Genomic DNA, 19764 nt, shown 5'->3' with positions numbered 1-19764 from the left:
TTTATTTCAAGCCAACTTTCCCTGCACCGGTGCCACCCGCGCTTTCGGTTTGCGGAACACCAACACATTACCCAGCATCACTAACACCAACCCGACCAGGGCCGGTGCTGTCCATTGGTAGCCTTCAGCAAACGCCGAGACGTTCAAGGCCACCACCGGGAACAGCACCGTGCAATACGCCGCGCGCTCTGGCCCCATGCGTCCGACCAGCGTCAGATACGCGGTGAAGCCGATGACCGAACCGGGGATCACCAGATACAGCATCGCGCCGACGTAACGCGGACTCCAGTCCATGTCGAACGGAATGCCTTTGACCAGGCACCATACCGACAACATCGCCGCGCCATAGGCCATGCCCCAAGCGTTGGTAGTCAGCGGTCTGAGACCAGCCTTCTGTTGCAGGCTCGACAGCATATTGCCCGCTGAGAAACACAAGGTGCCGCACAAGGCCAGACCAAGTCCCAGCAAGGTTTGCGGGCTGGCCTGATGCCCGGCCAGTTCCGGCCAGAACAGCATGCCCAGGCCAAACAGGCCCAACGCACCGCCCATCAGCACATTGCGCGCGATGCGCTGGCCAAAGAACACCCGCGCATTCAGCGCGTTCCACAGCGTTGCGGTGGAGAACACCACCGCGACCAGACCACTGGGGATCCACTGGCTGGCGGTCAGAAAGCACATGAAGTTGACGCAGAACAGACACAACCCCTGCGCCACGCAAATCAGATGCCCGCGGCGGTTCATCGGTTGCAGCCGACGGCTGAGCAGCAACAGCGCAAACAGCACCAGCGCCGCGAGGCCGAAGCGATAGACGATCGACACCGGAATCGCCACCACGCCCAGTTGCCATTTCAGGGCAATCCAGGTGGTGCCCCAGATCAGCACGGTCAACAAGTACAACGACAGATTCATGGCAAACACTCCTCGATAGGCCTTGAGTGTCTGCCCGAGCCAGGCTTGCGCGCTTGCATAATCTTGCGCTTTTGTCTGGCGGCAGGCTGGCAGCGCGGCGTCTACGGAGTAGGATGCAAGGCGTTGAAGAGAACCGACCATGGCCGCCATCGATACCCTGCAAGTCTTTCAAGCGTTGAACAGCTCGCCGAACGCACGCCTTGTGCACAGCGCCGAGCTCGGTGACGGCTTGTCTGCTGCTTTGTGGACCAACCACCACGATGCGCAGGATTATGAAGCGCCGAGCCACCACACCCTGTCCTGCTACATTGCTGGCGGCACTGGCACATTCCGTCGCGATCAACCCGGTCAAAAAGGCGGGCCGGACAAGTTGTGCATCCTGCCGGCCGATCACGAATCGGGTTGGGTGATCAACGGTGATATCCGTTTGGCCCATCTGTATTTCAGTGCCGAACAATTCGCCCTCGGTTGCGTCACGCTGCTCGATCGCGAACCCCGCGAGATGCAGTTGCGCGAGCAGACCTTTCTCGAAGACCCGCAACAGGCGCAACGCTTCCGGCAGTTGCTGACGCTGAACTGGGACGAGCCTGCCGAGCGTTTGCTGACCAGCAGCCTCGCCCATGAATTGATCAGCCACACCTTGCTCAGTCAGGTTGGCGCGCGTCAGGGTTTGCGTTTGAAGGGCGGACTGGCACCGCATCAACGTCGGCAATTGGTGGATTTTATCGACAACCAGTTAGCCGAGCCGATCAGCCTCGGACAACTGGCCGGATTGTGTGCGCTGTCGGAATACCACTTTGCGCGGATGTTTCGCACCAGTTTCGGCCTGCCGCCGCATCAGTATGTGCTGGCGCGGCGCTTGAGTCGGGCGCGGGAGTTGTTGCGCGGAACGGCGTTGCCGTTGGGCGAGATTGCGCTGGCCTGCGGGTTTGCCAGCGCGAGTCATTTCACTAATCGGTTCAAGCAGGTGTTGGGGGGGACGCCGGGTGAGTATCGGCAGGCGTTTTTGCGTTGAGCCCTTTTTTCCCTCACCCCAGCCCTCTCCCAGAGGGAGAGGGGGCCGATTGGGGGATGCTCAAGCTTTACACCGACCTGAAAGTGCTCTTCTGAATCCATAATCGAATCGATATCTCAGGTCGATGTATCGCTCAAGACACCTCGGTCAGTCCCCTCTCCCTCCGGGAGAGGGCTAGGGTGAGGGGCTTTTGATCTTGCCCTAAAACTCCAACGTGCTGGACAGCGAAACCTGTCGCGAATCGCCCATCGACACAAAGAACCGGCTCGCCGCCGAGGTGTAATACGTGCGATCAAACAGGTTCTTCACATTGAGCTGAAACTTGACCTTCTGCCCTTCGACCTTGGTGTCGTAAGTGGCAAACGCATCGGCCACGGTGTAGCTCGGCAAGTCAAAATCATTCACCGCGTTACCCGCACGCTCTCCGACATAACGCGCCCCGGCGCCGACGCGCAACTGGTCGCCGCCGATCACGCTGCCGAAGTCATACACCGCCGACAACGAGCCGGAATTCTTCGCCACGTTTTGCAGGCCCTTGCCTTTGTAGTCCGGGTCTTCGGTCACTTCGGCATCGGTGTAGGCGTAGCTGCCGATCATGCTCCAGTGATCCGTCAGTTGACCCGTCAGGTCCATTTCCAGACCGCGCGAACGCACCTCACCGGCGGCGCTGTAAATCGTCGTCGGGCCTTCGGAATTGGCCACCAGCACGTTGCGTTTCTTGATGTCGAACAACGCGATGTTGCCGGTGACACGCCCCGGCATGTCGAGCCGCGCGCCCAGTTCCCATGACTTGGCTTCTTCCGGCGCGATGCTGCCGTCGAGCACCGTGCTGCTGCCGCTCAGCGGGGCGATGGTCGAGTTGGGCTTGAACGATTCGGTGTAGCTGCCGTAGAACGACAAGGCGTCGGTGTAGCGATACACCAGACCGGCGCGCGGCACCCATTTCTGCCCGTTGCTGTCGGTATTGGCCTTGAACGGCACGCCTTTGCCGGCGTACTGGTCGTACTCCTGAAAGCGCCCGCCGGCGACCAGAATCCACTGATCGTTGAGGTGAATCGAGTCCTGCATGAACACCGAATCGCTGCGCAATTCATCGGTCTGCGCGCTGTCGGGTGCGCTGACGGTCGTGCCGGCAACTTCACGGCCATATACCGGATTGATGTAACTGAACGTGGTCAGGCTTTTCTGCCGGATCAGGTCCTCGCGGTAGATCTTGCGGTACTCGTCATCAACGCCGAAAACGAGGTCATGCTGCATACCCAGCACGTTGACCTTGCCCTCGAGGCTGGCAGTGGTGAAGCGGTCGGTGCTGATCGCGTTCTGGGTGCCGTCCATGCTGCGGGTCAGCGTACCCTTTTTGGTGTCGATGGCGGTCACGCGGACCTGGCTGGCGTCGTAGGTTTCGCGGTTCCAGCTGTAACCGAAGTGGGCTTTCCAGTCGTCGTTGAGTTCGTGATCGGCTTCAAAGTGATACAGATCCGAGCGCCCTTCCATGTTGTTGAACGGCTCGTCGAGGCGTTCTTTGCGCGAGATGTCCAGCGGGTGATTGGTGCGCGGATCGATCAGCGTGCCACGGTCGAACGGCGTGAGAAATTCGCGGTGTTCGTAGGCGAACAACAGCTTGGTGCTTTCGCCGAACCAGGCCAGCGACGGCGCGATCAGGGTTTCGCGGTGGGTGCCGAAGTTGCGCCAGTAATCTTCGTCTTCGTGATCGAGCACCATGCGATAGGCCAGCCCGGAATCGCCCAACGGACCGGTGCTGTCGAGGGTGCCACCGCTGCCATTTTTGCCGTCGCCATAGGTCGAACCGCGCAAGGTCAGCGCATTGTATTGCGTCAGTTCCGGCTTCTTGCTGACCATGTTGACCACGCCACCCGGGTCTTGAATGCCGTAGAGCAACGAGGCCGGGCCTTTGAGCACTTCAACACGATCGACGGTGGCGTTCATGCCACGGCCCTGCACGATCGGCATGCCGTCACGCATGATCGAGCCGTTGCGGTTGTCACCAAAACCGCGCGTCATTACCGAATCCTGCGTGCTGCCCAAGGTGTTGCCCTGGGTGATGCCGCTGACATTGGCCAGTGCATCGTCGAGATTGCGTGGCGCCTGATCGCGGATGACTTGGGCCGGGATGACGTTGACGGTCTGCGGGACTTCCTGCAGCGAGGCGGAAGAGCGCATCACCGAACTGGTTTCCGGCGGCTGGTAGCTCATCGATTCGTCGCGCACCGAAGTAATGGTTGTGGCGCCGAGGTTCAGTGCGCCGGCGCTAGGCTGCGGCTCAAGTGCCAGCGTGTGGCTGTCGGTACGGCGGAAGCTTAAACCGGAACCTGTGAGCAGGCGTTGCAGTGCTTGTTCAGCGCTCATCTGCCCCATCACCGCTGGAGCGGTGAGGCCGTACGGCGCTTCGTCGGTGTAGACCACACTTTGCCCGGTGACGCGGCTGAAGTCGCTCAAGGCTTGCGGCAGCGGTTTGGCGGCCAGGGAAAAATTGAATTGCTTTTGCGCCTGACTGCTGACGGTTTCAGCGGCCAGAGAAACGCTCATCGGCAACAACGCCAATGCCGAAAAACTTAACGCCGACACGCTCAACCACTGTTTGACCGAACCCGATTTTGCCCTGGACTTCATGACTCAATGACCTGTGTAGAACCGCAACGGATGCGAATGACTCGCAGTTTCAGTCACTACACGGATGGGGCTCGGGTTTACCTCATCAAAATTTGAAAATAATTTTGCAGATGTGTTGTCGGGTCTGACGCCTTCGCGAGCAAGCTCGCTCCCACAGGGGTTTTGTGTCGATCACAGAACCAATGTGGGAGCGAGCTTGCTCGCGAAGAGGCCATCAGCCCTAACGCAAAATAATCAGATGCCCCAACACCTGATGCTGCTCAAACCCCAACACCCCTTGCAAAGAATTCAACACCGCTTGCGGATCCTTGCTCGGAAAACTGCCACTGACCTTGCGCGCCGCCAGTTCATCGTTGAGCAACACAATCCGCCCCGGGTAATAACGCCGCAGATCCTGCACCACATCAGCCAGCGTCGACTTGTAATACGTCAGCCAGCCCTGACGCCAGGCCAATTGCGCTTCGCTGTCCACCGCATGCAGTTTTTCCGCCGCACCATCACCGTAGGCAACTTGCTGGCCGGCCGTAAGAATCTGCTGCTCAGCATCACGATCCGCCGTCACCCCCACGCGCCCGGACAACACCGTGACCTGCGCACCATAGGGCTGCAAACGCACTTCGAATTGCGTGCCGAGCACCCGCGCCTCGCCCTGCTCCGCCGCGACCACAAACGGGTCACCGGTATGGGTGACGCTGAAGAAACCGGCACCTCGGCGCAACTGCACATGTCGCTCGCCACGACTGAAATCCACGGCAATCGCACTGTCGCCATCCAGTGTCACCTGCGATTGATCGGCCAGTGTCACAGTGCGGGTTTCGCCGGGCGCGGAAACGTAATCTGCGCCCAGATCATCGATCCAGCGCTGCGGCTGCCAGCCGGTGCCAAGGCTGACCATCAGCAGCAGACATGCCGCCATTGCCAATGCACCCGACCAACGCAAAAACTGCGGACGGCGCGGGCGGTCCATCGCATTGAGATAGCCTTGCAGAGCAAAGGCTTCTTCATTGGCCAAGGTTCGTGCCGGAGCTTCACTTAACTCCCATACAACTTGAGCCTGCGCATAAGCCTCGGCGTGCGCCGGATCGGCGCGCAGCCATTGGCTGAATGTAAGTTGATCGCCAGCGCTGGGACGATCATGCAACAAGCTCAGCCAGGCAAAAGCCTCTTGCTCCTGAGCAAGCGTCGGGGTGATGGAGTCGGATGGCTTCACGGTGCTTTCCCTGGCAGGCGTGGCGCGGGTTCGCGCAGGCTGGCCTTGCAGGCCTCGAGGGCGCGCATCATATGTTTTTCCACGGCACTTTGGGACAGGCCCATGGCCTTGGCGATTTCCGCGTACTTGCGGCCGTGGATGCGATTGAGCAAAAAGATCTGCCGGGTGCGTTCGGGCAACGCGCGCAACGCCGCTTCGACATGGCGCAGATCATTGCCCGCTTCGAGCGCCGCTTGGGGTTCGCTGCCGTGGCTGTCCGGCGCGTCCGGTTGCCAGCCTTCGTTGACCCGCGTACGGGTGCCTTCGCTGCGCAGATGGTCGATGGCGATGTTGCCGGCGCAGCGTAAAAGATAGGTGCTGAGCTCTTCGACCTGCACCAGCGGCCGGCGCCAGAAACGCAGAAACAAATCCTGCACCAGATCGGCCGCCGTCGCTCGGCATCCGACGCGCCGGTTCACCAGCGCTTCCATTTGCGAACGCTGGGACAGAAACACCTGAAGAAAATGCGCACGCGCACCGCGCGGTTCGTCGTCGCGGGATTCCGGCGGCAGACCGATCAGCACCTCAGCACTGCGCCCATGCGGCGACCGGGCTGGCCAGCAAACTGACCGCGGCCAGCGCCAATGCAAAACGCGGGCGATACGGCAGCAATAACACCAAGGCCAACGCACTGAGCATCAGTACGGCGAACCAGTCGACCAGACCGAAACTCCAGCCGTTGGCAGAAACGGCAGCCCACAGCGACAGACTCAGCATCAACCATCCGGCCAGCGTCAGACCCTGACGGCGGCGCGTGGATGGTTTGTGGCCGAGCAATTCATTATGGTGACGTGGCATCGCCAGGCACAACGCGGTGAACCCGGCGTAGGTGAGCAACAGTGGCAACAGCATCAATTGGCGCCTTGCTCAAGGGTGATCGGCCGAGCCTTTTCGCGCCGTGGCTGTTTAACGCTGACGGTATTGCCGGCGCGCTGCATTTTCCACGCTGCCCAAGCCAGAAACAGACCCGTTGCGAGACACGTCAGATCAACCCCGGCCAACGCCCAATCGCCCTGCATCAGGGCGGCGCCGAGATTCCAGGGGGTGGTCAGTGCATTGACCAGCGGCACCGCGACAAACAATGTGGCGCTCAGGGTGAGTTGCTCAACCCAGGCCTTTCGTCCCGGGCGCAGCAGCGCGTGCAACACACTCAAACCCCAAGCGATAAAGAACGCGTTCACTTCCCAATCTGCGCGCTCGACGAGGCTTACCGGCAACAGACGATTGGCCAGAAAGAACACCGCGACCGCCGACACCAGCCCGGCCATACTGGCGATATTCAGCACTTCCACCAGCCGCAGCTCGAACGGCATCACGCCGCTCTTGGCATGTTTGAGTTGACGCTTGCCGAGCCAGATCACCAGCCCGGTGCCGATCATCGCCGTACCCGCCAGCCCACAGATGAAATACAGCCAGCGCAACACCGGCCCGGCAAAGTGGCCCATGTGCAAACCGTAAAACGCGCCACCCACCGCCATCGCCAGCGGCTGCTCCGGTGTGCTGCCGAGCATCTGCCCGGTCACTCCGTTGAAGGTCACGGCACGGCCGAAATCATGCACCACGCGGTCGCCAGCTCGGGACAGCACCACCGTCGCATTGGCATCCCCCGGATTGCTCACCGACAGACGCGCCGTGCGGCCGCCCGACCATTGCTCGCTGGCCTTGCTCAACAGCGGCGCCATGGCCGCCAATGGCGCAGCGATATCGGCGCGTTCCGGGGTTTTCGAGGCAGGGAAAACTTCGTCATAGAACTTGCGTACGTCGCTGCCGTAAGAAGCGACAATGCTCGCCGGCATGACCATCGACATGAAAATCACCAGGCTGCTGTAGGTGATCATCAAATGAAACGGCAGCACCAGCACACCCACCGCGTTATGCCCGTCGAGCCAGGAACGCTGGCCCTTGCGCGGGCGGAAAGTGAAAAAGTCCTTGAAGATTTTCTTGTGGGTGATGATCCCGGTGATCAGCGCGACAAACATCACCATGGCAGCGATGGTCGATAGCCAACGGCCCCACGGATAAGGCATTTGCAACTGGAAGTGGAAGCGGTAGAAGAACTCGCCGCCCATGCTTTCGCGGCCCTGCACTTCGGCGCCGGTTTGCGCGTCGAGGGTTTTCGACTCGAAGCGCCCGCGCTCACCGGGATTCGCTGGCGCTTGCTGCCAGCGCACGGTCAGGCCAGGGTCACGGGCATCGGGCAAATCAATCAGCCAGCGTGAGGCGCGCGCCGCGTGTTGCTGCAGATAATCCTGGGCCAGCGTCAGGCTGGTCTCGGCACTCACCGAACGCGCGGGGATTTCCGGCTGCATCCAGTGGCTGATTTCATCTTTGAAATAGGCCAGTGTCCCAGTCAGGAAAATCGCGAACAGCAACCAGCCGAACACCAGTCCGGTCCAGGTGTGCAGCCAGGCCATCGCCTGACGAAAGCCCTCTTTCATGCCAGTCCCAAGCCACGCGCCGCGCCGGAAATGGTCGCCAGAATCACGCTCGGCACCAGCAAACCGACCCAGGCCGACCACGCCGTGCGGCAGGCAAAACACCAGAGCACCGCCACCAGATAGACCAGAAAGGAAATGGTCATGCCGGTCACCACCGCTTCGGCACGGCTCAACGGCAGCCACAGCGTCAGCGTGACACTGGCCAGCGCCGCGACCAGATAGCCGCCAAACACCGCGGCCAGCACCCGTGAGGTGACGGCCAGACGATAGGACATGGGAAGTGTGGCGAGTTTGCCTTTCATGTTTCGACCCTGAAACGAAAAACGTCCGACCGATGAGCCGAACCTACAGGCGAGCAATATTAATGATAAATATTCTCATACGCAAAAGCATCTGATTGCCGGACAGTGTAGCTCCACCCTACAATGCGAACAGTTCTTGTTCTCTAACGCATTCTCTACCGCGCCAAAAAAGCGCCCGGAGTCCACCGTTGTCCTCCGCCCATCCCGTCGAATCGCTCTATCAGGCCCATCACGGCTGGCTCACCGGCTGGCTGCGGCGCAAGCTCGGCTGCCCGGACAGCGCGGCGGACCTGGCCCAGGACACCTTCATCAAGGTGCTGACCGCCCGCGAACCGCCGGTGATCATCGAGCCGCGCGCCTTTCTGACGACGTTGGCCAAGCGCGTTCTGTTCAATCATTACCGCCGTCAGGATCTGGAACGCGCCTACCTCGAAACCCTGGCGCAAATGCCGGACATGGTCGCGCCGTCGGAAGAAGACAAAGCGATCATCCTGCAAACCCTGATGGAGCTGGATGAGCTGCTGGACGGTTTGCCGCGTCAGGTCAAACGCGCCTTTTTGCTGGCGCAGGTCGATGGCCTGACCTATCCACAGATCGCCGCCGAACTGGGCATTTCCGTGGCCACAGTCAAACGTCATCTGAACAAAGCGGCCATGCGCTGCTATTTCGCCCTATGAACCGCGCGGCGGATTTTTCCTCCCAAGTGGCTGAGCAGGCTGTGCATTGGTTGATGGAAATGCAGCAAGGCGCGCTCTCCCCGCGCCAGCAACAGGCCTGGCAACAATGGCTGGAGGCGCACAGCGAACACCGCCGGGCGTGGGAGCATATTCAGCGAGTCAATCAGCGTTTGCGCGGTGTGTCTTCGCCACTGGCGCACGCCGCGTTGAACGGGCCGAAGTCCGGCAGTCGTCGTCAGGCGCTGAAACTGCTGTTGATTCTCGGCGCGGGCTCGGCGGTCACTTGGGGCATGCGTGAGCATAATCCATTGCCATCGCTCCTCGCCGATTACCGCAGCCCGATCGGGCAACGGCGCAAGGTGGCGCTTGGTGCCGGCGATCAGTTGCAACTCAACACAGCCAGTGCGGTGGATGTCGACACTTCGGTGCGACTGATTCGCTTGCTCGAAGGCGAAATCCTCCTGACAGCCGCGCAATCCTTTGAGGTGCACACGGCTCAGGGCCTTTTGAAATCTCAGGGCGCACGCCTAAATGTGCGCCAGTTTGCCGATCGCACGCAGGTCGCGCTGTTCGAAGGTCGCGTCGAACTGAGTAGCAATGGACGCGCGCCGATGCTGCTGCCGGTCGCGCGTCAGTTGAGTTTTACTTCGACATCCGTCAGCGAAGCCAAACCGCTGAACGCCAACAGCGGTGCCTGGGCCGACGGCATGCTGGTGGCTGCGCACATGCGCCTGGGCGACTTCCTCGATGAACTCGGCCGCTATCGTCGCGGCCAACTCAACTGCGACAAAAAAGTTGCCGACCTGCTGATCTCCGGGACTTATCCACTAGACGACAGCGAGCGGATTCTCGATCTGCTGGAAATCAGTTTGCCGGTGAAAGTGAAGCGCTTTACCCGCTACTGGGTAACCGTCGAAGCGCGGGTTTGAAAAAACTCAGAAATTGATGAGCCGTTTTTCAGATCTGGCGTGACAGAGAAGGAAAGCCCCCTTGATTCAACCTTCTCAGGATCATCCGACATGCACTCCACCCGCCTCACGCCACTGGCTCGCAGCCTGCGCAATCTTGTCCTCGGCGCCAGTCTGAGTTTCAGTGCCCTGCCCGCCGCAGTGGCTGCCGATGCCAAGGCTTATCACATCGCGCCGTCGTCGCTGGAGAACGCCCTCAACCAGTTTGGTCGTGAAGCAGGCGTGTTGATTTCTTTCGGTTCGCAAGTCACCAGCGGCGTGCAAAGTCGAGGTCTGGAGGGCAGCTACACGCCTGAGCAAGGTTTGAATGCATTGCTCGAAGGCACCGGCCTGCAAGCACGTGCAGAGGGCAACAATGCGTTCAGTCTGCAACCGCTGGCGGATGCCGCGCTGGAACTGGACACTTCGAAAGTCGTCGGCGACTGGCTGGGCGACGCCGCGCAAATCAACGTGTTCGAACATCCCGGCGCCCGCGATGTGATCCGCCGCGAAGAGTTCGAACGCCAGGGCGCCACTCAAGCCCGTGATGTGCTCAACCGTATCCCCGGCGTCAACGCCCCGGAAAACAACGGCACCGGCAGCCACGACATGGCGCTCAACTTCGGCATTCGTGGTTTGAATCCACGCCTGGCCGCGCGCTCGACGGTGTTGATGGACGGCATCCCGGTGCCGTTCGCACCTTACGGCCAGCCACAATTGTCGTTCGCGCCGATCAGCATGGGCAACATGGATGCCGTGGACGTGGTGCGCGGCGGTGGCGCCGTGCGTTATGGCCCGCAGAACGTCGGTGGCGTGGTCAACTTCGTGACCCGGGCGATTCCCGACGAGCCAACGGTCAAGGGCGGTTTCCAGACTGAGACCAGCCCCTCATCGAGCCATGACGGCTTCAAGACCAGCGCCAACCTGCTGGCCGGCGGCACCAACGCCAATGGCCTCGGAGGCGCGCTGCTGTACTCCGGAACCCGTGGCGGTGACTGGCGCGAACATAGCGACACCGAGATCGACGACCTGATCCTCAAGGGCAAATACCAGCTCGACGAGGCCAACAGTTTCAACGCCATGGCCCAGTATTACGAAGGCAAAGCCGACATGCCCGGCGGTTTGAACGTTGCTGATTACGACGCTGATCCGTACCAGTCGACACGGCCGAAAGACCAGTTCTGGGGGCGCCGCACGATGGTCAATTTCGGCTATCGCTATCAGGAAGATCGCCGCGAATTCACCGCCAACACCTTCTTCACCAAGACCCTGCGCAGCGGTTATCTCGATCAGGGCACGTTCCTCTCGCTATCACCGCGCGAGTATTGGGTGCGCGGCCTGGAAACCCGTTTCGCCCAAGGCTTCGACCTCGGCCCGACCAGCCATGAGGTCGGCGTCGGCTACCGCTATATCAACGAGGCCGGCCACGAACTGCGCTATCGCACGCCAATCAGCAGCAACGAATACCCGACCACCAGCAGCCGCAATGACCGCGACACCCGTGGCGGCACCGAAGCCAATGCGTTCTTCGTCGATGACCGCATCGACATCGGCAAATGGACCATCACCCCGGGCGTGCGCTACGAGATGATCGAATCGCAACAGACCAACAACCTGACCAACGTCAAATACAAGGGCGACTACAACACTGCGCTGCCGGCGCTGAACGTGCTCTATCACCTGAGCGACAGCTGGAACCTCTACGCCAACACCGAAGGCTCGTTCGGCAGCGTGCAATACAGTCAGATGCCCAACCGCGTGAGCAGCGGCGAAGTGAAACCGGAAAAGGCGCGCACCTGGGAACTCGGCACCCGCTATGACAACGGCGCATTGCGCGCGGAGATCGGCGCGTTTCTGATCAACTTCGACAACCAGTACGAAAGCAACCAGACCAACGATTCGGTGATTGCCCGTGGCGAAACCCGCCATCAAGGTATCGAGACCAGCGTCAATTACGCACTGGATGATTTAAGTCCTGCGCTCGCCGGTTTCGACGTCTACGCCAGCTACGCCTATGTTGACGCAACCATTCGCGAAGACGGGCCAAACAAGGGCAACCGTGTGCCGTTCTCCTCGAAGCACAAAGGCACGGTTGGCGTCGGTTACACCGAAGGGCCGTGGAAGCTGAATCTGGACAGCAGCTTCCAGAGCGACCAGTTCGCCGACAACGCCAACACCTCGAAGGAAAGTGCTGATGGCAGCACCGGCAAGATCCCGGGTTACATGCTGTTCAGCAGCCGCGCCGGGTATGACTTCGGCCCGCAGTTGTCGGATTTGAACGTGGCGTTGGGCGTGAAGAATATCTTCAACACGCAGTACTTCACGCGCTCGTTTGATGACAATAACAAGGGCAAGTATGTGGGGGAGCCTCGGACAGTGTATGTGCAGACATCCGTTGCGTTCTGAGGATTGAAGAGCCCCTCACCCTAGCCCTCCCGAAACGTCGGACCGCCCGTAGGGAGATGGGACTGATTGGGGGATGCTTGCGAGGTACGCCGACCTGAAGCTGCTGTGCCGAATCCATAATCGACTCGACCTGAAAGTGCTTTGTCGAATCCATAATCGCCCCGGTCTGAAACCGCTTTGCCGAATCCATAATCGACTCGGTCTTTCAGGTCGATATACCACGCCAGACACCTCGGTCGGCCCCCTCTCCCTCCGGGAGAGGGCTGGGGTGAGGGTTCTCGGCTACAGTGAAATATCAAACCCACTTCACAAGGATCGTGAAGCATGCAAACTCGCCCCACCCTCGCCCAGTTCGCCCGCCATCTACGTGTTAATCAAACCGACTGCGAACACCTGCTCTGGCAAAAGCTCCGCTCCCGCCAAATCGCCAATCTGAAATTTCGTCGGCAGTTTCCGTGCCCGCCTTACGTGCTGGATTTTTATTGCGCTGAGCTGAAATTGGCGATTGAGCTGGATGGTAGGCAGCACTTTGAAACGCAGGGACTGATTCATGATCAACGCCGGACGCACTATCAGAATCAAAAGGGTATTGAAGTCGTGCGTTTCACTAATCTGGAGGTGATGCAGCAGATGGACGATGTGCTAGAGCAGATCATAAGAATTGCGGCGAATCGAAAAATGCCCTCACCCTAACCCTCTCCCAGAGGGAGAGGGGACTGATTGGGGGATGCTTCAGAAATACATCGACCTGAAATTATTGAGCTGAATCCATAATCGACTCGGTCAGCGCTCTCCCGGAGAGAGGAGGAACTGATTGGGAGATGCTTGCGAGGCACGCCGACCTGATTCTGCTTTGCCGAATCCATAATCGACTCGGTCTTTCAGGTCGATGTACAGCGCCAGACACCTCGGTCGGCCCCCTCTCCCTCCGGGAGAGGGCTGGGGTGAGGGACCGCTCTCTTATGCCCTGCGCAAAAAAACCCACAAAAAAAGGGACCTGCATTTGCAGGCCCCTTTTCAATGGGTGGCTTATGAAATCAGCGCATCAACTGTTGATCGCTGCCTGTTCATTCTCGTCAAACTCTTCCGCCAACAGTTTGTCATTGGCTTTGCCGGTGAATGGCACCACAGCGGCACGTGGCTTACCTCGCAGTTTGCCGAAAAGGTGCTCCAGGGCGTGCTCGAGTTTTTCGGCGGCACCGTCGATCGCCTGTTCCAGCGAATCGGCCTTGTGGGTCACGGAAATCGGTTGATGGCCTTTTGGCCGCGCTTCCAGTTGGCAGCGCAAGTCATGGGGACCTGGTTTGTCACCGTTCTCGTCACTCAGGTGGACTTCGACACGGGTCAGGTCTTCTTCATAACGGTCGAGCGTGCTCTCAATGGTTGTACGTACCCACTCCTCCAGTCGTTTACTGCCTTGAACATGGTTATCGCTGTTGACTTGGATTTGCATAGTTCATCCCTTATTTCAGCTAGCTCGTGAGAGGCCTTGAGTTGAATTTCCTGACCTCCTGGTTACAACAATCGGCCCGACCGGCGAACATTTCAACCCCTGAAAAAAGATAAATATTCATTCGCAAAAAAAGCCGGACAACCGAGCAAAGCACTGGTAAGGTCGGGAGTTGGGTCGCCTCGCAACCCGGCAAATTTTGCTCACAACTGCCCGTCGTTCAACGGATGCAAACTGCGAAATATCCCCGCCTCCTCGACCAGCCAATCATGCACCGCACGCACGCCCGGATGGCTTAAAGCCCCCGGCGCATACAGCAACACGTAACGTTTGTGATTGGGCACCGACAGGCCGAACGGCACAATCAACGTCCCCCGCTCCAGCTCATCGTTGAGCAACGTACGACGGGCAATCGCCACGCCCATGCCGGCGATCGCCGCTTCGATGGTCAGGTGATTGCGATTGAAGGTATGCCCGCGCCGTACGTCGGCGCCCTCAAAGCCTATCGCATTTAAATAGAACTCCCACTCCGCGTACTCATAACTGCCACGCCACGCAGTGATGTCATGCAGCAACGGAAAATGCATCAGATCCGCCGGTCCGTGCAGTGGCGGTCGTCCGCGTAGCAGGCTGGGCGCACACACCGGGAAAATCTGCTCATCGAGCAAGGCTGTGGATAACAATCCCGGGTAACTGCCGTCGTTCAAATCGATCGCCAGATCAAAGTCGCCTTCGTGCAATGGCACGCTGCTGTCCTCGGCGACCAGTCGTAGCTGAATGTCCGGGTAGCGTTGCTGCAGGCGTGGCAAGCGCGGAGTCAGCCACTTGCTGAGGAACGACGGAATCGAGCGCACGCGCAAAATCCCGCTGATCATCCCGGCGTCCAGTCGACGCAATTCGGCATCGATGCTGCCATACGCCTCGTTGACGGTGATCGCCAGGCGCTGCCCCTCCGCACTCAGCTCCACACCACGCGCACGTCGATGAAACAGACGGAAGCCAAGTCGCTCTTCAAGTTGACGAATTTGCTGACTGACCGCCCCCGGGGTGATGTGCAGTTCTTCGGCACAACGAGTGAACGACAGGTGCCGCGCGGCACAGGAAAATACCTGCAGCCAGACGTACGTCTGGGCATGCAATTGACGACTCATTGTTTAGTCCTGCTAAAGGCTTACTTAGGAAGTTTCGTTAGTCACGTAAGACCGAGGTAGGCAGTATCGCCGACATTGCGCTTGTCCTACAAAAAATGGCAGCGATTCCCACTCCATTGCTTGTAAGGGTTTAGCATGGCTATCAGTGTTTTCGATCTATTCAAAGTCGGCATCGGTCCGTCCAGCTCCCATACCGTGGGCCCGATGCGCGCTGCCGCGACCTTCGCCCAAGCGCTGATTGATCAGCATTTGTTGAACGATGTACGCCGTGTGGAAATCCGTTTATACGGCTCGCTGTCGGCCACCGGCGTCGGTCACGCCACTGACCGCGCCACGGTGATGGGCCTGATGGGCGAATGGCCGGACAGCATCGATCCGGCGACCATCGATCCCCGCATCCAGCAACTGCGCGAGACAGGCCAACTGTCCCTCGCCGGTCAGAGAGAAATTGCCTTCGACTGGCAGCGCGATCTCCTGCTGCTCGACGAGAGCCTGCCCTACCACCCCAACGCCATGTCGCTGACAGCCTTTGGCGAAACTGCCGAGCTGTTCGAGCAAACGTACTACTCGGTGGGCGGCGGTTTCATCATCGAAGCGGCCGAAGCTGAGTCCGGTGTAGCGCCGGCCGGTGACGTGGTGTTGCCGTATGACTTCTCCAGCGCCGCCGAACTGCTGGCACTGTGCAAACAGCACAACCTGCGCGTCTCCGAACTGATGATGGCCAACGAGCGAGCCTGGCGCAGCGACGCGGAAATCCGCCAGGGCCTGCTGCACATCTGGTCGGTGATGCGTGAGTGCGTCGAGCAGGGCCTGCGCCACGAGGGCATCCTGCCCGGCGGTCTGAATGTGCCGCGTCGTGCAGCGAAATTGCATCGCAGCCTGTTGGAAATCGGCAAGCCCAACGTGATCAGTTCGACCCTGTCGGCAATGGAATGGGTCAACCTGTTCGCCCTCGCCGTCAACGAAGAAAACGCTGCCGGCGGGCGCATGGTCACCGCGCCGACCAACGGTGCAGCAGGGATCATCCCGGCGGTTCTGCACTACTACATGAAATTCAATCCGGACGCGTCTGACGATGATGTCGTCAATTTCTTCTTGGGTGCGGCCGCCGTCGGCATTCTGTGTAAGAAAAATGCCTCGATCTCCGGCGCCGAAGTCGGCTGTCAGGGTGAAGTCGGTTCGGCCTGCGCGATGGCCGCTGCTGGCCTGGCCGACGTGCTCGGCGCCACCCCGGAGCAATTGGAAAACGCCGCCGAAATCGGTCTGGAACACAACCTCGGGCTGACCTGTGACCCGGTCGGTGGCCTGGTACAAGTGCCGTGCATCGAGCGCAACGCCATCGCTGCGGTGAAGGCGATCAACGCCACGCAAATGGCCCTGCGCGGCGACGGCAAACACTTCATTTCCCTCGACCGGGTCATCCGCACCATGCGCGATACCGGCGCCGACATGCACGACAAATACAAAGAGACTTCACGGGGCGGCCTGGCCGTGAGCTGGGTGGAATGCTGAGGCGCATTCCCTGACCGCCCCGGCAGACCGCACCCGACGGTCTGCCAACCGTGAGCCCGAGCAAAAATAATAACGAGGCGATACCGATGACCGATGTACGTACACCTGCTGCCGAAAATCCCACTGTAGACCGCATACGCAATGCAGAAACGGCCCACAAGGGCTGGAACAAATTCGACACCACCTGGATGCTCGGCCTGTACGGCACCGCGATCGGTGCCGGCACCTTGTTCTTGCCGATCAATGCCGGCGTCGGCGGTTTCTGGCCGTTGCTGATTCTGGCTGTGCTGGCCTTCCCGATGACGTTTTTTGCCCACCGGGGCCTGACCCGCTTCGTGCTGTCCGGGCGCTCCGGGGACATCACCGAAGTGGTCGAAGAGCACTTCGGCATCGGTGCCGGCAAGCTGATCACGCTCCTGTATTTCTTTGCTATCTTCCCGATCCTGCTGGTGTACAGCGTCGCGCTGACCAACACCCTGAGCAGTTTCCTCGAACACCAGCTGCACATCGCCCCGCCGCCTCGGGCGATCCTCTCGCTGGCGTTGATTCTGGGTCTGATGGCCATTGTCCGTTGTGGCCAGAGCGTGATCGTCAAAGCCATGAGCGTGCTGGTTTATCCGTTTGTTGCCGCGTTGCTGCTGCTCGCGCTTAGTCTGATTCCAAACTGGAACGGCGCGTTCTTCGCCAGCGCCAGCGACGCGATGCCGATGTCTGATTTTCTCAAGACGCTGTGGCTGGCAATCCCGGTGATGGTGTTCTCGTTCAACCATTCGCCGATCATCTCCGCGTTTGCCGTTGATCAAAAACAGCGCTACGGCGAACAGGCCGAACGCAAGAGCAGCGGCATCCTCGCCATGGCTCACGGCATGATGGTCGTCACGGTGATGTTCTTCTGTTTCAGCTGTGTGCTGGCGTTGTCGCCAGCCGATCTCGCAGCGGCGAAAGCGCAGAACATTTCGATCCTGTCGTACCTGGCCAACCACTTCCAGACCCCGGTCATCGCGTACGCCGCGCCGCTGATTGCGCTGGTGGCAATCACTAAATCCTTCCTCGGCCACTACATCGGCGCCAGCGAAGGCTTTCAGGGCATGATCGTGAAAAGTCTGCGCAGCCGTGGCCGGGTGATGTCGGCGAGCTGGCTGAACCGTGCAACCGCCGTGTTCATGATTCTCAGCTGCTGGGCCGTGGCGACTTTCAACCCGAGCATCCTCGGGATGATCGAGGCTTTCGGTGGGCCAGTGATTGCCTGCCTGTTGTTCTTGATGCCGATGTACGCCATCCGCCGCGTGCCAGCCTTGCGCCAGTACTCTGGCCAAGCATCCAACGTGTTTGTCGTGTTGATCGGCCTGATTGCACTGTCAGCGATCATCTACCTGGTTCTGCCCTGAAAACGGGCCATTAAAAAAGGCGAGCCCTGTGGCTCGCCTTTTTTATCCCCGTGTTCATTGTTCGACAATTTTCCCGGCACAGCCCTTGCTACTCCTACCCGAAGCAACAGACCACGGAATGGCCGGTGATCCGGTTGGGCGAACCAACCCGATCACGGCCGGTCAACAACTGCACGTTCAATCAGGCGGTGACGCATCATGGACAATCCATTTCAGATCATTACCGATGCCTTCGCGCCGGACTATCAGATCAACCTGAGCATTCAGGGCCTGGACGGCAGCATCATGCTGACCCTGTCCAACAGCGGGCGAATTGTGGCCAAACGCATGATCAGTGCCGAACAGCGCAACGATCCCGCGCGGCTCAAACGGCTGGTGCAAAGCATCCAATTCGGCATCGCCATCGAACAGGGCCACAGCGCCATGGCGATTCTCGAAGCGATGACCAGTGGCGCCGGGCTGACCCCGCCACCGCCAAGTGTCAACGGCCAGCCCCGACCAGCGGCCGGGCTTTAAAGCTCGCCTTTCTCGACCTCGGGATGCTCGCTGGAACCGGCGCCGAGTTTGCGTTGCGGTTTCTCGATCTTCACCGAAGGAAATTGTGACGAGGCGTAACGCACCACCAGAATCGAGAACGCCAACAGCAGAATGCCGCCGCACAGGTAGATGATGCCCATGTCTGGCGGGTTGTGGTGCGAGACGTTGGAGATCAGCAGGCGGGTCAGCGCGGTGATCGCCACATAGATCAGGAAGCGCACCGGCATGTGGTTGGTCTTGAAGTAAATCCCGACCATCGCGCCCAGTTCGAGATAGATGAACAGCAACAGAATGTCATCGATCTTGATGTGGCCTTCCTCGAGCATCCCGAGGAACTCCATCACCGCCGCCCACGCCGTCACCGCACCGATGGCGAACAGCGCCAGATAGTGGAAGGTTTCGACGAACAGGTTGCCCAGGGACTCGGCCAGTTGATGCACATTTTGCCGCAGTTTCTCGGCCCAGTTGATTTTCACGATGATGTTCCTTAGCTCGAATGCGAGCGGATGATGCGTGTTGGACGTGACGGTTTTCTGCACGTAACGGTTTTCATGCAGAAAAGAGGCCACGCCATCATGGCGAGCCGCCGCCAAACCCGCGCCGTGGCGTTTGGTCGCAGGTGTAAGCTTTACGCTGAACCTGTGGGAGCGAGCCTGCTCGCGAATGCAGCGACTCGGTGTCCCTGACAAACCCGAAATCCGGTCTACATTGAAAAGCCACTACCCATGGCGCAGGGATTCGCTTATCCTTTTCGCTGTATATGGATACAGTAGTCGTCAAGACAACTTAATGTGAAGGCATGTGAGGTGGTGAATGGCCGTCGAAGTGGTATACCGCAGCAGCCGAGATCTGGAGCGCTTGTTCATGGATAAAGCCGAAGCTGACCGTCATGACAAAATGCTCGAACTGGCCGAATATCTGGCCGATGTGCTGCAAAAAGCCGTTCCGTCGCTGACTGAACAGCAAGTGGAAGAAGCCGGGATCTACATGGCGAAGAATCGCGATGTATTCGCCCGGGCATTCAAGAGCCAGCCGGATGCACTGTCCGAGCTGCTCAATGCACCGGCAGAACCTGCTGAACAAGCTGAAATGGCGGAACCTGGTGAAGCACCGGCCAAACCTGCCAAAGCGGCAAAAGCTGCAAAGTAAGCG

18 protein-coding genes and 1 pseudogene are annotated in these 19764 nt (G+C 59.6%); 9 read left to right on the top strand and 10 right to left on the bottom strand.

Features of this window, described 5'->3' with window-relative positions; translation table 11 throughout:
• Positions 1–6: 6 nt before the first annotated feature.
• A complete protein-coding gene (locus tag ACZZ0G_RS16765) occupies positions 7–909 on the bottom strand; it encodes a DMT family transporter (RefSeq protein ID WP_463556861.1) in 903 nt (300 codons plus the stop codon).
• Between the two features lie 139 nt (positions 910–1048).
• Between ACZZ0G_RS16765 and ACZZ0G_RS16760 the strand changes: the two genes are divergently transcribed.
• Positions 1049–1924, top strand: a complete 876-nt coding sequence (locus ACZZ0G_RS16760; RefSeq protein ID WP_463556860.1) for a helix-turn-helix domain-containing protein — start codon at positions 1049–1051, stop codon at positions 1922–1924.
• Positions 1925–2125: 201 nt separating this feature from the next.
• Here ACZZ0G_RS16760 and ACZZ0G_RS16755 read toward each other — a convergent pair whose 3' ends face one another.
• The 6 genes from ACZZ0G_RS16755 to ACZZ0G_RS16730 form a co-directional block, all read right to left on the bottom strand.
• Positions 2126–4555: a TonB-dependent siderophore receptor gene (locus ACZZ0G_RS16755; RefSeq protein ID WP_463556859.1), complete on the bottom strand. Its 2430-nt coding sequence runs from the start codon at positions 4553–4555 to the stop codon at positions 2126–2128.
• A 220-nt stretch (positions 4556–4775) separates the two neighbouring features.
• Complete coding sequence (locus ACZZ0G_RS16750; protein WP_463556858.1) at positions 4776–5765, bottom strand: FecR family protein; 990 nt, start codon at positions 5763–5765, stop codon at positions 4776–4778.
• Positions 5762–6328 carry an RNA polymerase sigma factor gene (locus ACZZ0G_RS16745; protein ID WP_016986983.1) on the bottom strand — a complete coding sequence of 189 codons (567 nt, stop codon included), beginning with the start codon at positions 6326–6328 and terminating at the stop codon, positions 5762–5764. Before ACZZ0G_RS16745 ends, ACZZ0G_RS16750 begins: the two co-directional genes overlap by 4 nt.
• A gap of 1 nt (position 6329) precedes the next feature.
• Positions 6330–6656, bottom strand: a complete 327-nt coding sequence (locus ACZZ0G_RS16740) for a DUF3325 domain-containing protein (RefSeq protein ID WP_463556857.1) — start codon at positions 6654–6656, stop codon at positions 6330–6332.
• Positions 6656–8242, bottom strand: a complete 1587-nt coding sequence (locus ACZZ0G_RS16735; RefSeq protein ID WP_463556856.1) for a PepSY-associated TM helix domain-containing protein — start codon at positions 8240–8242, stop codon at positions 6656–6658. The genes ACZZ0G_RS16740 and ACZZ0G_RS16735 overlap by 1 nt, the downstream gene beginning before the upstream one ends.
• On the bottom strand, positions 8239–8544 hold the full coding sequence (locus ACZZ0G_RS16730; RefSeq protein ID WP_016986986.1) for a DUF3649 domain-containing protein: 306 nt from the start codon (positions 8542–8544) through the stop codon (positions 8239–8241). Before ACZZ0G_RS16730 ends, ACZZ0G_RS16735 begins: the two co-directional genes overlap by 4 nt.
• Positions 8545–8732: 188 nt before the next feature.
• On the opposite strand from ACZZ0G_RS16730, the gene ACZZ0G_RS16725 reads away from it, so the two are divergent.
• The 4 genes from ACZZ0G_RS16725 (at position 8733) to ACZZ0G_RS16710 (ending at position 13267) form a co-directional block, all read left to right on the top strand.
• A complete protein-coding gene (locus ACZZ0G_RS16725) occupies positions 8733–9221 on the top strand; it encodes a sigma-70 family RNA polymerase sigma factor (RefSeq protein WP_463556855.1) in 489 nt (162 codons plus the stop codon).
• The gene (locus ACZZ0G_RS16720; RefSeq protein ID WP_463556854.1) at positions 9218–10150 is read left to right on the top strand and encodes a DUF4880 domain-containing protein; all 933 of its coding nucleotides are present in this window, start codon (positions 9218–9220) and stop codon (positions 10148–10150) included. The genes ACZZ0G_RS16725 and ACZZ0G_RS16720 overlap by 4 nt, the downstream gene beginning before the upstream one ends.
• A 90-nt stretch (positions 10151–10240) precedes the next feature.
• Positions 10241–12574: a TonB-dependent Fe(3+) dicitrate receptor FecA gene (gene fecA, locus ACZZ0G_RS16715; protein ID WP_463556853.1), complete on the top strand. Its 2334-nt coding sequence runs from the start codon at positions 10241–10243 to the stop codon at positions 12572–12574.
• Positions 12575–12898: 324 nt separating this feature from the next.
• A complete protein-coding gene (locus tag ACZZ0G_RS16710; protein ID WP_463556852.1) occupies positions 12899–13267 on the top strand; it encodes an endonuclease domain-containing protein in 369 nt (122 codons plus the stop codon).
• A 352-nt stretch (positions 13268–13619) separates the two neighbouring features.
• Here the strand turns inward: ACZZ0G_RS16710 and ACZZ0G_RS16705 are convergent, their stop codons facing one another.
• Together ACZZ0G_RS16705 and ACZZ0G_RS16700 are read right to left on the bottom strand one after the other, a co-directional pair.
• Entirely contained in the window at positions 13620–14027 is a 408-nt protein-coding gene (locus ACZZ0G_RS16705) for an HPF/RaiA family ribosome-associated protein (RefSeq protein WP_064119419.1), read from the bottom strand.
• A gap of 200 nt (positions 14028–14227) precedes the next feature.
• Complete coding sequence (locus ACZZ0G_RS16700) at positions 14228–15175, bottom strand: LysR substrate-binding domain-containing protein (RefSeq protein WP_122605967.1); 948 nt, start codon at positions 15173–15175, stop codon at positions 14228–14230.
• A gap of 135 nt (positions 15176–15310) precedes the next feature.
• Here ACZZ0G_RS16700 and ACZZ0G_RS16695 point away from each other — a divergent pair, with 135 nt between their 5' ends.
• The 3 genes from ACZZ0G_RS16695 (at position 15311) to ACZZ0G_RS16685 (ending at position 18591) form a co-directional block, all read left to right on the top strand.
• The gene (locus ACZZ0G_RS16695; RefSeq protein WP_463556851.1) at positions 15311–16687 is read left to right on the top strand and encodes an L-serine ammonia-lyase; all 1377 of its coding nucleotides are present in this window, start codon (positions 15311–15313) and stop codon (positions 16685–16687) included.
• 86 nt (positions 16688–16773) lie between these two features.
• Entirely contained in the window at positions 16774–18075 is a 1302-nt protein-coding gene (locus tag ACZZ0G_RS16690; RefSeq protein ID WP_463556849.1) for a serine/threonine transporter, read from the top strand.
• Positions 18076–18273: 198 nt separating this feature from the next.
• Positions 18274–18591 carry a DUF3509 domain-containing protein gene (locus tag ACZZ0G_RS16685; protein WP_397483044.1) on the top strand — a complete coding sequence of 106 codons (318 nt, stop codon included), beginning with the start codon at positions 18274–18276 and terminating at the stop codon, positions 18589–18591.
• Here ACZZ0G_RS16685 and ACZZ0G_RS16680 read toward each other — a convergent pair.
• Positions 18588–19088 carry a phosphate-starvation-inducible protein PsiE gene (locus ACZZ0G_RS16680; RefSeq protein ID WP_026000737.1) on the bottom strand — a complete coding sequence of 167 codons (501 nt, stop codon included), beginning with the start codon at positions 19086–19088 and terminating at the stop codon, positions 18588–18590. The genes ACZZ0G_RS16685 and ACZZ0G_RS16680 overlap by 4 nt on opposite strands.
• 337 nt (positions 19089–19425) lie before the next feature.
• Here ACZZ0G_RS16680 and ACZZ0G_RS16675 point away from each other — a divergent pair.
• Positions 19426–19680: pseudogene (locus ACZZ0G_RS16675) on the top strand (YebG family protein); the annotation flags it as partial.
• Between the last annotated feature and the right edge of the window lie 84 nt (positions 19681–19764).

The sequence above is a fragment of the Pseudomonas sp. AC169 genome (assembly GCF_979258515.1).
The sequence above is the reverse complement of the archived record's forward strand: the minus strand, read 5'-3'. Positions and strand labels throughout refer to the sequence as shown.